Genomic DNA, 12,618 nt, shown 5'->3' on the forward strand with positions numbered 1-12,618 from the left:
ATCGCCCTGAATGACGTCAGGATTTAAGGCTGAATACGCTGACCAGCTGGGTCAGGTGGTGCCCTTTATCACTCAGGTTCTGCGCGCTGTTTTCCGCCTGTGTCACCAGTTCGCTGTTCTGGTGAGTCGCCTGGCTGATCTGGTTCATCGCCAGATTAACCTGGCCGATGCCTGCCGCCTGCTGCTGTGCCGCCACGTTGATCTCGCCCATCAGCGCCTGCACCTGCTCGATGTGGGTCACAATGTCGCTCATCGCATCGCGCGTCTGCTCAGATAACTGATGGCCCTCCGCCACGTTGCTGATGGAAGTCGCAATCAGTCCATCAATCTCTTTAGCGGCCTGCGCAGAACGCTGTGCCAGCGCACGCACTTCTGCGGCCACCACGGCAAAGCCACGGCCCTGTTCCCCGGCACGTGCCGCTTCAACGGCGGCATTCAGCGCCAGGATATTGGTCTGGAAGGCGATCGACTCAATCACGTGGGTGATATCAGCAATGCTTTGTGATGAAACCTTAATCGCCGACATGGTGTTGACCGAGCGCACCACCGTCTGGCTGCCGTGACTGACGATATCGCTGGCTTCGGCCACCAGTGACATCGCCTGACGCAGGCTGTCTGCGGTGTGTTCAACCGTCGCGCCAAACTGCTCCATGCTGGCAGAGGTCTGCTCCACGCTGCTGGCCTGACGCCCGATCTGCTCGCTGATGTTATGACTGCTGGCCGCGATGGTGTCTGTGCCGTCGCTGATCTCCTGCGCCGCGCCGCGTACCTGGCTGACGATTTTCTCCAGACCATCGCCAATGCCGTTGATCGCAACGATCAACTGGCCCACTTCATCGCGACGCTGGGTATCCATATGGACCTGCAGATTCCCGGCGGCATACTGCTCTGCCAGATGGATCACCTGCTGCAGCGGACGGGTAATCGCCCGACGGCTGTACCAGACAAACCCCAGCGCAAAGACCACCACCAGAATCAGTCCGGTTATCAGGAACAGGTTACGGCTATGCGTAATCGGGGCGAGCAGGCTTTCACGGTTAACTTCGCCGGCGATCACCCAGTTCCAGCCCGGCAGCTGCTGCCAGGCCAGAATCTGGTGCTCGCCGTTGATCTCTGCCTGCAGCATGCCCTGCGGCTGAGTCAGCAGCGGCTGGAGTGTCGCGTCATCCCAGGCGGGTCGTTTTCCTTCGTTGTGCTGATCGAACAGATACTCTCCCTGCGTCTTACCGGGCGTGCCGTTGAGCACAAAGAAATGACCACTATCACCCAGCTTGCGTGCCAGGATTTTTTCACGCATCAGCGCATACTGCTTATCAATGCCAACGCCGACAAACAGGATGGCGACAACCTTGCCACTCTCATCTTTTACCGGCTGATATTGTGTGATGTAGCGATGGCCGAACAGCGTCGCCAGCCCCTGATAGACGTCGCCCTGACGGACGCTTTTCCAGGCGGCTCCGTTGCGGTCAAGCTGCGTACCGATCGCGCGACTGCCATCCTGCTTTTTCAGCGAGGTGGAAATACGGATAAAATCATTGCCGTCACGCACAAAAATGGTCGCCACGGCGGCGGTGCGTTCGGTGAAATCATCTACCGTGGTCTGGTCGAGGTTCAGCGTTTTTAACCCGGCGCGCAGCACCGGCGTCGAAAAGGCACCGACCTGCACCCGGGAGCCTTCATCCAGGCTAAAACGCTTAGGCAGGAAGCTGGTAAACAGACTGGTGTAGTGAGCCACCTCTTCGGTGAGGGTGGCGTTGAACATGGTGGCCATTTCACTGATGCCCTGCACCTGGTTTTGCATGTCATCGATGGCGAGATTTTCCAGCTGCCGCGAAGCGGTGTGGCTCTGGGTCAGCGTCAGAACCAGCAACAATAACGCTACGCTGAGAGACGTCAGTACAGACAGCTTAACTCCAAGACTCAGGCCGCTGAGAGAGAGACGCTTCATAAATTACCTTTGATCAAGTTAGGGGGACACAACATCAACGGCAAAGCGCGGGAAAAGTTTAGGCCGAAATCTGGCGACTAAACGCAGCAGGGGATTTCGTAAATTAACCCGCAGACGTACACTCAATCGGCACGCCTTGCCCCTTCTCAGGAGAGACCATGATTGAACTCACCACAGAAACGCTGGCCGGTATCGAATGCCTGCACGCCACGCCTGCCGGACAACGGCATCAGCCACTGCCCACCGTGCTGTTTTATCACGGCTTTACCTCTTCAAAAGAGGTCTACGCCTACTTCGCTGTCGCGCTGGCACAGGCGGGGTTCCGGGCGGTGATGCCGGATGCAGATCTGCACGGCGCGCGCTATCACGGTGATGCCGATGCACGCCTTGGCCGCTTCTGGGAGATTCTGAAACAGAACATTGATGAGCTGCCGCAGCTGGAATCGGCGCTGCGCGCTGACGATCTGATCGCCGGCGAGCGCTTTGCGGTGGCGGGCGCGTCGATGGGCGGCATGACGGCGCTGGGCGCGATGGCGCGTTATCCGCAGATTCAAAGCGTCGCCTGCCTGATGGGATCGGGCTATTTTATGCAGCTCAGTCAGTCGCTGTTTCCGCCGCTGGTGGCCGACACGCCTGAGCAGCAAGCGCAGTTTGCTGCCCGCATGGCACCGCTGGCCGACTACGATCCCTGCAACCGGCTGGAGGCCCTGGCAAACCGTCCGCTGCTGTTGTGGCATGGTGAGGCGGATGAGGTGGTGCCCTGGGCGGAGAGCGTCCGGCTGGAGAGGGCGCTGCGTGACAACGGGCTGGCGCAGCATCTGACTTCGCTGTCTGAAAAACAGATTGGACATAAGATCACGCCATCAGCATTGACGGCGCTGGTCAGCTTTTTTAAACAGCAGCTATAAAAATGAGCGGGCGGAGAGTGGATCTGCCGCCCGTAAATTTACCGGCACTTACCAGTGCGCAGACGATTTTTCTGCTGCTCTGGCAGGCGCGTTGACCGGATTCTTTTGTGGCGCATCCAGCCGATTAACGTAGATATAACCCGATGCCGCTTCGCTGCTGTGACTTCTTATCTGCTGCGCACAGTCAGCATTGCTGGCAAGAGCGGGTGGAGACAGGAAGAGACCCAGTAAAGTGGCGATGACGAACGTTTTCATGCCCGACTCCTCACTTCAGGGAACACACTCTGTTAGACGCCGATAAGCCAAACCGTAACGTCTGCATTAAGTTTAGCGACTGTGCACATTATCGCCAGATCGTCCGCCTGAAGCTCTTTATCAGCTTTTTTGAACCTTTCCCGCTTAACGCGCTGTATTCACATGATTAGCACGAAAAGCTACCGTATATGGCACGCCGGATGGCATTTGTTGAAATGTGCGCTTGAGTTTAGCCGTCGCCGCCAGTATGATTACGCGTCAATTTTTCAGCCGCATTCTCAGGCTGTGTCCCACAAACGCTCGTCACAACGAACCTTTGTGGGACACAGCCTATAACGTTCCTTGCTTCCATGGGCCGCGGTTGACCCCGACAGGAGGCTGAATAATCCGTAAGGAGCAATTTCGATGCGTCATTACGAAATCGTATTTATGGTTCATCCTGACCAGAGCGAACAGGTTCCTGGCATGATCGAGCGTTACACTGGTGCTATCACTGGTGCAGAAGGCACGATTCACCGTCTGGAAGACTGGGGCCGCCGTCAGCTGGCTTACCCGATCAATAAACTGCACAAAGCGCATTACGTTCTGATGAACGTTGAAGCGCCGCAGGAAGCGATCGATGAGCTGGAAACGAACTTCCGCTTCAACGACGCCGTTATCCGTAGCATGGTTATGCGCGTTAAAAACGCGGTAACTGAAGCATCGCCGATGGTTAAAGCGAAAGATGAGCGTCGTGATCGTCGCGAAGATTTTGCTAACGAATCCGCTGATGAGTCAGATGCTGGGGATTCTGAAGAGTAATCCATCGTGACGGTTAATCGACTTCGCCTGTCTGGCACTGTGTGCAAGACACCGGTTCGAAGAGTTAGCCCGTCAGGAATTCCTCACTGTCAGTTCGTGCTTGAGCACCGCTCAGTGCAGGAGGAGGCCGGGTTTCACCGGCAAGCCTGGTGTCGTATGCCGGTTATTATCAGCGGCAGCGCCCATCAGGTGATTACTCAACATATAACGGTCGGCACGCAACTCACACTCGACGGTTTCATTAGTTGCCATCAGGCACGAAATGGCCAGAGCAAAGTGGTGTTCCATGCCGAGCAGATTGAATTGATAGATTCTGGAGACTAGCCTAATGGCACGTTATTTCCGTCGTCGCAAGTTCTGCCGTTTCACCGCGGAAGGCGTTGTTGAGATCGATTACAAAGACATCGCAACGTTGAAAAACTACATTACCGAAAGCGGTAAAATTGTCCCGAGCCGTATCACCGGTACTCGTGCAAAATACCAGCGTCAGTTGGCTCGCTGCATCAAGCGTGCGCGTTACCTGTCTCTGCTGCCGTACACTGATCGTCATCAGTAATCGGCAACTGTCCATTAACGACTTTAAGAGGATAAGGTAATGCAAGTTATTCTGCTTGATAAAGTAGCAAACCTTGGCACCCTGGGTGATCAGGTTAACGTTAAAGCGGGCTACGCTCGTAACTTCCTGGTACCACAGGGCAAAGCTGTTCCTGCTACCAAGAAAAACGTTGAGTTCTTCGAAGCACGCCGTGCTGAACTGGAAGCCAAACTGGCTGACGTTCAGTCTGCAGCAACTGCACGCGCTGAGAAAATCAATGAACTGGGCACTGTAACCATCACGTCTAAAGCGGGCGATGAAGGTAAACTGTTCGGTTCAATCGGTGCCCGCGACATCGCTGATGCAGTGACTGCAGCTGGCGTTGAAGTGGCTAAGAGCGAAGTTCGTCTGCCGAACGGCGTTCTGCGCACTACCGGTGAGCATGAAGTAAGCTTCCAGGTTCACAGCGAAGTATTCGCGAAACTGAACGTGAAAGTAGTTGCTGGTTAATCTTTATTAACTGAGCACGACACAAACGCCGGCCCTGTGCCGGCGTTTTTGTTTTTGTGCCTTTCAATCGCCGCTGTTCGCGTTACTGCGCGCGAATAAAGCTGCCGTCTGGCTGACGTGTAAACAGCACCGGACCGTTTGCGCCCTCCACCGTCAGACCTGTTACAGCCCCCTGCGCATCCTGACGGATTTTCACCTGCTGACCACTTTTCAGTGAGCTGAGTGGCTGATCGCTGCCTTCCACCCGCGCCATCGCAAACACATCATTGACCGGCAGACTATTATCACGAAACAGCTGCGCCAGCGTCTGACCGGAAGCGATGGTCAGATTGCGCCACCCACCCTGAGAATCGGCTTTTGGCGTCTGCTGAGACGGTGAGGATGACGGCTGGCGGCTACTGTTGTTCTCATAAATATCCGCCTGCATCGGCACCTCTTTCTCCGTCTGGGGTGCGACCGGCTGCTCGACCGGATAGCGCAGCGTGCTGGCGGGCCAGAGAAACGCCACCAGCATCACCAGCAGTGCGGCCACAATGCCACGGCGGTGCGGCGCAGGCAGCGGGTCCATCCAGCGAATGTGGTCGGTAAAATGCCAGATACGCTGAAGCCATGTCGGCAGGCGGGATGACGTGTCTGAAGCCATTCGGGGTTCCTCCTCTCCGGCAGGCTGCTTTAGCCTGCGTGCGGCCAGCCAGGTCTGCAGCCGGGATACAAGATATTTTGCACGCATCCTGCGGCGTCGTGGGGCTATCTGGCCCATGTTTGCTCTCTTATTCGTGTGCTACAGAGGGGGTGATCCCCCCCGATAGTTATAGTATGGGCAATACCGGCGCGAAGTGCCTGCCAGCATTGATAAAATTGACGGCTCTATTGTTTCTCTTTCCCCGGCAAAAGTCATCTGCGATGCAGGGCATTTTACGCCAGCGGCCTGCGCTGCTATGCTGCCGGTTCGAATTTATCCGAGAGTGAAAGGAACGAAGATGACTACCCCTTCTTTCGACAGCGTCGAAGCACAAGCAAGTTACGGTATTGGTTTACAGGTTGGCCAGCAGTTGCTGGAATCTGGTCTGCAGGGTCTGCAACCAGAAGCACTGCTCGCGGGTCTGCGCGACGCGCTGGAAGGGAACTCGCCGGCCGTACCGGTTGATGTGGTTCATCGCGCACTGCGTGAAGTGCATGAACGCGCTGAAGGCGTGCGTCGTGAGCGCACTGAAGCCATGGCCGCAGAAGGTCAGGCGTTCCTGCAGGAACATGCGCAGCGTGAAGGCGTGAGCAGCACCGAATCAGGCCTGCAGTTCAGCGTGATTACGCAGGGCGAGGGTCCAATCCCATCACGTCAGGATCGCGTACGCGTTCACTACACCGGTAAACTGATCGACGGCAGCGTATTCGACAGCTCTGTTGCCCGTGGCGAACCGGCGGAATTCCCGGTAAGCGGCGTAATTCCAGGCTGGATTGAAGCGCTGACCCTGATGCCGGTTGGCTCAAAATGGGAACTGGTGATCCCACAGAACCTCGCGTATGGCGAGCGCGGTGCGGGTGCCTCTATCCCACCATTCAGCACCCTGATCTTCGAAGTCGAACTGCTGGAAATTCTGTAATATCCGGATGCTGCAACCACCCCGGTTGCAGCGTTTTCTTCCGCCTTATTTCTGCTGTAAATTCACCTGCCACAGAGCAAAGCCGATCGCATCTGTCCCTTTGGGCTGAAGCGGATATTGCGCATGCTGCTTAATAAATCCGGTCGCTTTATCACCCGGTGCCGTTTCAAACTGAATGTCGAGCGGGGTGGATGAGGTAATCGGTGCCAGCCGCCAGTTATTGTCCGCCTTCGGCTGAACTTCACCGTGCGCTTTGGTTTCCGCGCTGATGTAGGCTGCAACCACGGAACGGTTCTCATCCGGCGAGGCAAAGGCAATGTATTTATCTCCGGTGCCGGCAAACTTGCCGCCGTAAGCGCGATAGTTATTGGTCGCCACCAGGAAGGTCGCCTGTGGATCGACGGGTTTACCCTGCCAGCTAAGCTGACGGATACGTGAGGCCTCAGGATGGATCAACTGACACTCTGCGTCGTAGCGTGCGGGCTGGGTCACATCAATCTGATAATTAACCCCGTCAATCACATCAAAGTTATAGGTGCGGAAATCCCAGTTGATCAGCGACTGCGTTTTCGTGCTGTGGGGATCGATCTGATTAAACTGGCCCGCTGAGCACTCCAGCCACTCTTTTACCTGCGCACCGGTGACTTTCATGACCACCAGGGTATTGGGATAAAGATAGAGATCGGCCGCGTTACGGAAGGTCAGCGCGCCTTTCTCAACTTCGACATAGCTGGCCGGATCGTTTTTACGTCCGCCCGCTTTAAACGGCGCAGCAGCAGAGAGCACCGGCAGGCGGCCCAGATCCGGATCGCCCTGAATGAAATGCTCCACGTAGGCGCGCTGGGCATTATTGACGATCTGTACCGTCGGATCGTCCTGTACCAGCGACAGGTAGCTGTACATCACATCGGCGGACTTGCCGATGGGCTTCGCCACAAACTCTCGCGTGGCGCGGTGATCGTCAGCCAGTACCTTCACCAGCGCCGGATCCTCTGCCGCCAGCGATTTCTTCGCTGCGGTATCGTAAATTGGCCGCGCCTGTGCTTTGCCGCTGCTCACCTGCCAGCGTCCGCCCTCATTGTTCAGCACCAGGTCAACCACGCCAAGGTGATCGCCCCACATGCCTGGCATCACCGCCGGAATACCGTTCAGGGTGCCGTTGGCGATATCTGCACCCTTGATGTCAGCAAACTCCTTGCCGGGGAAGACCGCATGCGCATGACCAAACAGGATGGCGTTAATGCCTTCCACCTGGCTGAGATAGTAAACCGAGTTCTCCGCCATCGTGTGATACGGCTCGCTGCTCAGGCCGGAGTGGGGAATAGCGATAATCAGATCGGCGCCCTGCGCGCGCATCTCAGGCACGTAGCGGCGAGCCGTTTCGGTGATGTCATCGACGCGTACCTTGCCCTGCAGGTTGGCTTTATCCCACACCATGATCTGCGGCGGCACAAAGCCGATATAACCTATCTTCAGGGTCTGCGTTTTGCCCTCGCGATCAACCACCGTGGTGGATTTGATGAGGTATGGGGTAAACAGCGGTTTGCCGCTCTTCACATCAATCACGTTGGCGTTCACATAGGGAAAGCGTGCGCCCGCCAGCGCTTTTTTCAGGTAGGGCAGGCCATAATTGAATTCATGATTGCCGAGGTTACCGACGCTGTAATCCAGCGTGTTGAGCGCCTTGTAGACCGGATGGATCTCGCCCTCACGTAATCCTTTGGCCGCCATGTAGTCACCCAGCGGGCTGCCCTGAATGATGTCGCCGTTATCGACCAGCAGGCTGTTTTTCACCTCCTGGCGTGCGGCATGGATCAGCGTGGCGGTTCGCACCAGACCAAACTTCTCGGTTGGCGTGTCTTTGTAATAGTCGAAATCCATCATATTGCTGTGCAGATCGGTGGTTTCCAGTATCCGCAAATCCACCGTCGCCGCCTGGGTGGCGACGGAAACGCTCAGTGCCAGTAACATCATTCCGGGCTTAAACATGCTTGCTCCTGCTGCAAAATAAATAAGGATCTCAAAATAATGTAAAAGCATGACAGATAGTCATTTTAAATCGTGATGGGTATAACGTTTTGACGCATCGGTCAGCGACGGATTCTTAAACGATGGAGGCGTAGCGGCACAGGCGTGGCGATAAATGGGTAACTATGATATTGATATATCTATAAATTGAATCGCCGGAGTGCCTGTGAATGGGCACTTCAGGCGGAACTGCTAAAATGTCACTATCTGACGATGAGCTGATCCGGCAGCAGACAGACACAATGAGGTGAAAAATGTTAGAGCAAATCTGCCAACTGGCACGCGAAGCAGGCGACGCGATTATGCAGGTCTATAACGGTGCCGCGCCGCTTGACGTTTCTCACAAATCGGATGATTCGCCGGTGACCGCCGCGGATATCGCTGCACACGAGGTGATCCTCGCTGGCCTCAAAAAGTTAACGCCTGATCTCCCCGTGCTGTCAGAAGAAGATCCGCCAGCCTGGGAGGTGCGTCAGCACTGGCAGCGCTACTGGCTGGTCGATCCGCTGGATGGTACCAAAGAGTTCATCAAGCGTAACGGCGAATTTACCGTTAATATTGCGCTAATCGAAGCAGGCAAGCCGGTAATGGGCGTAGTCTATGCGCCGGTGCTGGGCGTGATGTATTCCGCTGCAGACGGCAAAGCGTGGAAAGAGGAGGGCGGTCAGCGTGAACAGATTCATGTCCGTGATGCGCGTCCTCCGCTGGTGGTGGTGAGCCGTTCACATGGCGACGACGATGAGATGAAAGAGTACCTGAAGCAGTTAGGTGAACATCAGACCGTCGCGACCGGATCCTCACTGAAATTCTGCCTGGTGGCAGAAGGAAAAGCGCAGCTCTATCCCCGTTTCGGACCCACCAACATCTGGGATACCGGCGCGGGCCATGCCGTGGCGATGGCGGCGGGCGCGCATGTGCACGACTGGCAGGGTAAAACTCTGGACTACGCGCCGCGCGAATCCTTCCTTAATCCTGGCTTCCGCGTTTCACTGTTTTAACGCTGTCTGAGCGCTCAGCCTGCTGAAGGCTGAAACCCCGGCGGGCGATGCTCTTCCCACCGGGGCTTCAGCGATTAATCCTTCAGCAGGGAGGTGACCAGTGTAATCACTTTTGTCACTTCATCCTGCGTCAGCGATCCATCCTTCACAAATTTCACCTTACCCTGCTTATCCAGCACCACAATGGCGGAACCGCCCGGCTGTAACTGCCAGGCATGCTGCACATTGCCCTTGCTGTCGACAACAAACTGCGACCACGGATATTGCTGCTTGTTAGTCTCGACGCTGCTGCGCACAAACATGCCCGTACCGGGAATGGCATCATCTGTATTCACGATGGTGGTGGTCTGATAGCGATCATGCGGCAGCTTCGCGGCCTTAATCGCCTCGATCAATGCGGCATTCATCTCTTTAGCGGATGAGCGACCCGCGATGTGCTGAACCACGCGAACTTTTCCGCCGAGCTGCGCGCTATTCCAGTTTTTGTAGCTAAACTTATCCTGCTGCAATAACAGCTCGCCTTTGTCGTTCACGCCAACGGCCGGTACCCGCATATCCTGCCTGAGGTCATGAGCCATCACGCTTGCCGGTATCAGTAAAGACAACGCTACAGCTGCCAGAATTATTCGCATTGCTATTTCCTTGAGTGATCAGACCAGTTAGTCATTTTACTGCAATAGTAAGCAGGGATGATGCGCCTGTCCTGGAAAGGTGTCAGGTTTGTTATGGCCGCCACAATTCCTTAACCAACGAAGGTTTATACTGTGTTGTGTGAGCCTGATAACAGAGTGTTCTGTAATGATGTGTCAATTCAGTAAAAAAAATCACTTTTAGGAACATTAGTAGGTTTGAGTGTTCTATAGTTATCGCGAATTCGCGCTTCATGGGCTGGAACCAAATTTGGAAACGGCGAAGCGTGCTTAAAAATGTACAGGAGTTAGTCAGTATGAAGATCTTCCAGCGCTATAATCCGCTACAAATAGCGAAATATGTAAAAACGCTGTTCAAAGGAAGGTTGTATATCAAGGACGTCGGCGCGTTCGAGTTCGACAAAGGGAAAGTATTAATCCCGCGCGTCAAAGACAAACAGCACCTGAGCGTGATGTCAGAAATTAACCGCCAGGTCGTTCGTCTCAAACTTGAGTTCAACTAATCATAAGGGCGCCGATGGCGCCCTTAGTGTCTGGCCAGTCAGGCCATTTTATTTGTCACTCTGAACCTGAGCAGTGCCAACAATTCTCACAGACTACGTCTAATTCCGGTTGTTCCGCGCTGTCCATGTCCAGACTGCTGGTCATTCTACTCTTCTTCGCTTTTCGTCATGCTCAGCACCGGCGGTCGTTCATCGATGCGGGTGACCAGCAGCTGATCGATGCGATAGCTATCAATATCCACCACCTCGAACTTGTAGCCAGCAAACTTCACAAAATCGGTACGCTTCGGAATCTTACGCAACATATACATCATAAAGCCGCCGATGGTTTCGTAGTTGCCTGACTGCGGGAAATCATCAATGTCCAGCACGCGCATCACGTCATCAATCGGCGTACCGCCTTCAACCAGCCATGAATTCTCATCGCGCGCCACAATCTGCTCTTCCATACCCTGGCCAACCAGATCGCCCATCAGCGTGGTCATTACATCATTCAGGGTAATAATGCCCACAACCAGCGCATATTCGTTCATGATCACCGCGAAATCTTCTCCGGCGGTTTTAAAACTTTCCAGTGCTTCAGAGAGGGTCAGCGTGTCCGGCACGATCAGCGCCGAGCGAATCTGCAGGCCGCTGTTCAGCGCCATGCTCTGATTACCCAGCACGCGCAGCAGCAGCTCTTTGGAGTCGACATAGCCAACGATATGGTCGATATCGCCGCTGCAGACCAGAAACTTCGAGTGAGGATGCTGGGCGATTTTGGTTTTGAGGCTGGTCTCATCTTCGTGCAGATCAAACCAGACAATATTCTCACGTGAGGTCATGGAGGAGGGAACAGTACGTGACTCCAGCTCAAACACGTTTTCAATCAGCTCGTGCTCCTGCTTACGCAGCACGCCAGCCAGCGCACCCGCTTCAACCACCGCGTAGATATCGTCGGAGGTGATGTCATCTTTACGCACCATCGGCAGCTTGAAAATACGGAAGAAGACGTTAGCCAGGCCATTAAACAGAAACACCAACGGACGCATTATCAGCAGGCAGAAACGCATCGGGTTGATGATGCGCAGCGCGATGGTTTCCGGTGCGACCATGCCGACCCGCTTTGGGGTTAAGTCAGCAAACAGGATAAACAGGCTGGTGACGATGGTGAAGGAGCAGATAAAGCTGAGCTGCTCCGCCAGTTCCGGCGAGACAAACCGGTTAAACAGGCCGCTGAAAACCGGCGAAAACGCCGCATCGCCAACAATACCCCCCAGGATGGCGACGGCGTTGAGGCCAATCTGCACCACGGTGAAGAACATGCCCGGCGTTTCCTGCATTTTCAGCACGCGCTGCGCATTTACGTTGCCTTCATCGGCCAGCAGTTTCAGTTTGATCTTACGGGCGGCCGCCAGCGAGATCTCCGACAGAGAGAAAAAGGCACTGATTACGATCAGTAACAGAATGACAAGTAAGCTATCTAACATATGAGATCCAAAGGGTTATCCACTTGTCATTTTTGGCCTGGGCAGCGTGGGTAAGCGCAAACAGAGTTGGTTTATCCGTGAAACAAAGCTATCCGTGCCAAAAATGTCTGCGCCAGTTCGACAACAAACGACATGTCGGGGCAGAAATGAAAACAGGCGGCATGCCTGTGGTGGCCGATTATAGCAGGAGCGCTCATTGCGCCGCCAGAGGGCAAACCGCTGCTTAAGGGCGCATTAGCAGCCAGAGCGGCCGGTTACAGACTCGGATTTATCTGAGTGAGTCATATCGGACTGATCATTCCGACCCGCAGGAGTTGTATCGCTCACCCCATTTACCGACAATAGCCCCGTTATTTGACTTAGATGTCAGTGTTGCTCCGCCGTTTGCCATAAAGTGCGGCTATGATGAGGA

General features: G+C 55.0%; 14 protein-coding genes. 8 read left to right on the forward strand and 6 right to left on the reverse strand.

The features are described from left to right. Nucleotides 1–16: 16 nt before the first annotated feature. Nucleotides 17–1,948: a methyl-accepting chemotaxis protein gene (locus tag ACXKZD_RS02645; RefSeq protein ID WP_488981844.1), complete on the reverse strand. Its 1,932-nt coding sequence runs from the start codon at nt 1,946–1,948 to the stop codon at nt 17–19. Between the two features lie 158 nt (nt 1,949–2,106). Between ACXKZD_RS02645 and yjfP the strand changes: the two genes are divergently transcribed. Next, nucleotides 2,107–2,856 carry an esterase gene (yjfP, locus tag ACXKZD_RS02650; RefSeq protein ID WP_033758907.1) on the forward strand — a complete coding sequence of 250 codons (750 nt, stop codon included), beginning with the start codon at nt 2,107–2,109 and terminating at the stop codon, nt 2,854–2,856. A gap of 48 nt (nt 2,857–2,904) precedes the next feature. Here yjfP and ACXKZD_RS02655 read toward each other — a convergent pair whose 3' ends face one another. Continuing rightward, nucleotides 2,905–3,111: a hypothetical protein gene (locus tag ACXKZD_RS02655; RefSeq protein ID WP_010256150.1), complete on the reverse strand. Its 207-nt coding sequence runs from the start codon at nt 3,109–3,111 to the stop codon at nt 2,905–2,907. 405 nt (nt 3,112–3,516) lie between these two features. Between ACXKZD_RS02655 and rpsF the strand changes: the two genes are divergently transcribed. The 4 genes from rpsF to rplI are packed head-to-tail and all read left to right on the forward strand — an operon-like array spanning nt 3,517 to nt 4,957. Next, nucleotides 3,517–3,912, forward strand: a complete 396-nt coding sequence (gene rpsF / locus ACXKZD_RS02660; RefSeq protein ID WP_003855334.1) for a 30S ribosomal protein S6 — start codon at nt 3,517–3,519, stop codon at nt 3,910–3,912. 6 nt (nt 3,913–3,918) lie between these two features. Beyond that, nucleotides 3,919–4,236 (forward strand): primosomal replication protein N, encoded by a 318-nt coding sequence (gene priB / locus ACXKZD_RS02665; protein WP_010256154.1) that lies wholly within the window; start codon nt 3,919–3,921, stop codon nt 4,234–4,236. 4 nt (nt 4,237–4,240) lie between these two features. Beyond that, entirely contained in the window at nt 4,241–4,468 is a 228-nt protein-coding gene (gene rpsR / locus ACXKZD_RS02670; RefSeq protein ID WP_002210155.1) for a 30S ribosomal protein S18, read from the forward strand. A 39-nt stretch (nt 4,469–4,507) separates the two neighbouring features. After that, nucleotides 4,508–4,957, forward strand: coding sequence for a 50S ribosomal protein L9 (gene rplI / locus ACXKZD_RS02675; protein ID WP_010256429.1), 450 nt, complete (start codon nt 4,508–4,510; stop codon nt 4,955–4,957). A gap of 82 nt (nt 4,958–5,039) precedes the next feature. On the opposite strand, the gene ACXKZD_RS02680 is transcribed toward rplI, so the two are convergent. Continuing rightward, nucleotides 5,040–5,717, reverse strand: coding sequence for a LysM-like peptidoglycan-binding domain-containing protein (locus ACXKZD_RS02680; protein ID WP_425020676.1), 678 nt, complete (start codon nt 5,715–5,717; stop codon nt 5,040–5,042). Between the two features lie 220 nt (nt 5,718–5,937). Here ACXKZD_RS02680 and bamJ point away from each other — a divergent pair, with 220 nt between their 5' ends. Then, the gene (gene bamJ / locus ACXKZD_RS02685) at nt 5,938–6,558 is read left to right on the forward strand and encodes a BamJ family beta-barrel-assembly machinery protein (protein ID WP_010256433.1); all 621 of its coding nucleotides are present in this window, start codon (nt 5,938–5,940) and stop codon (nt 6,556–6,558) included. A gap of 45 nt (nt 6,559–6,603) precedes the next feature. On the opposite strand, the gene ACXKZD_RS02690 is transcribed toward bamJ, so the two are convergent. Continuing rightward, nucleotides 6,604–8,547, reverse strand: a complete 1,944-nt coding sequence (locus ACXKZD_RS02690) for a bifunctional 2',3'-cyclic-nucleotide 2'-phosphodiesterase/3'-nucleotidase (RefSeq protein WP_050680379.1) — start codon at nt 8,545–8,547, stop codon at nt 6,604–6,606. A gap of 293 nt (nt 8,548–8,840) precedes the next feature. Between ACXKZD_RS02690 and cysQ the strand changes: the two genes are divergently transcribed. Continuing rightward, entirely contained in the window at nt 8,841–9,584 is a 744-nt protein-coding gene (gene cysQ / locus ACXKZD_RS02695) for a 3'(2'),5'-bisphosphate nucleotidase CysQ (RefSeq protein ID WP_010256437.1), read from the forward strand. A 74-nt stretch (nt 9,585–9,658) separates the two neighbouring features. Here cysQ and ACXKZD_RS02700 read toward each other — a convergent pair whose 3' ends face one another. After that, a complete protein-coding gene (locus tag ACXKZD_RS02700; RefSeq protein WP_022623931.1) occupies nt 9,659–10,216 on the reverse strand; it encodes a YtfJ family protein in 558 nt (185 codons plus the stop codon). A gap of 314 nt (nt 10,217–10,530) precedes the next feature. Between ACXKZD_RS02700 and ACXKZD_RS02705 the strand changes: the two genes are divergently transcribed. Next, nucleotides 10,531–10,737 (forward strand): DUF1107 domain-containing protein, encoded by a 207-nt coding sequence (locus ACXKZD_RS02705; protein WP_003855513.1) that lies wholly within the window; start codon nt 10,531–10,533, stop codon nt 10,735–10,737. A 146-nt stretch (nt 10,738–10,883) separates the two neighbouring features. Here the strand turns inward: ACXKZD_RS02705 and paeA are convergent, their stop codons facing one another. Continuing rightward, nucleotides 10,884–12,206: a polyamine export protein PaeA gene (paeA, locus tag ACXKZD_RS02710; RefSeq protein WP_010256442.1), complete on the reverse strand. Its 1,323-nt coding sequence runs from the start codon at nt 12,204–12,206 to the stop codon at nt 10,884–10,886. Nucleotides 12,207–12,618: the final 412 nt, after the last annotated feature.

This window comes from Pantoea sp. ABR1s (assembly GCF_057812235.1).

Excerpts from the sequence above, each read along its gene's own strand:
- ACXKZD_RS02645 (WP_488981844.1), bottom strand. The coding sequence starts at position 1,948 with ATGAAGCGTCTCTCTCTCAGCGGCCTGAGTCTTGGAGTTAAGCTGTCT.
- yjfP (WP_033758907.1), top strand. The coding sequence starts at position 2,107 with ATGATTGAACTCACCACAGAAACGCTGGCCGGTATCGAATGCCTGCAC.
- ACXKZD_RS02655 (WP_010256150.1), bottom strand. The coding sequence starts at position 3,111 with ATGAAAACGTTCGTCATCGCCACTTTACTGGGTCTCTTCCTGTCTCCA.
- rpsF (WP_003855334.1), top strand. The coding sequence starts at position 3,517 with ATGCGTCATTACGAAATCGTATTTATGGTTCATCCTGACCAGAGCGAA.
- rpsR (WP_002210155.1), top strand. The coding sequence starts at position 4,241 with ATGGCACGTTATTTCCGTCGTCGCAAGTTCTGCCGTTTCACCGCGGAA.
- rplI (WP_010256429.1), top strand. The coding sequence starts at position 4,508 with ATGCAAGTTATTCTGCTTGATAAAGTAGCAAACCTTGGCACCCTGGGT.
- ACXKZD_RS02680 (WP_425020676.1), bottom strand. The coding sequence starts at position 5,717 with ATGGGCCAGATAGCCCCACGACGCCGCAGGATGCGTGCAAAATATCTT.
- bamJ (WP_010256433.1), top strand. The coding sequence starts at position 5,938 with ATGACTACCCCTTCTTTCGACAGCGTCGAAGCACAAGCAAGTTACGGT.
- ACXKZD_RS02690 (WP_050680379.1), bottom strand. The coding sequence starts at position 8,547 with ATGTTTAAGCCCGGAATGATGTTACTGGCACTGAGCGTTTCCGTCGCC.
- cysQ (WP_010256437.1), top strand. The coding sequence starts at position 8,841 with ATGTTAGAGCAAATCTGCCAACTGGCACGCGAAGCAGGCGACGCGATT.
- ACXKZD_RS02700 (WP_022623931.1), bottom strand. The coding sequence starts at position 10,216 with ATGCGAATAATTCTGGCAGCTGTAGCGTTGTCTTTACTGATACCGGCA.
- ACXKZD_RS02705 (WP_003855513.1), top strand. The coding sequence starts at position 10,531 with ATGAAGATCTTCCAGCGCTATAATCCGCTACAAATAGCGAAATATGTA.
- paeA (WP_010256442.1), bottom strand. The coding sequence starts at position 12,206 with ATGTTAGATAGCTTACTTGTCATTCTGTTACTGATCGTAATCAGTGCC.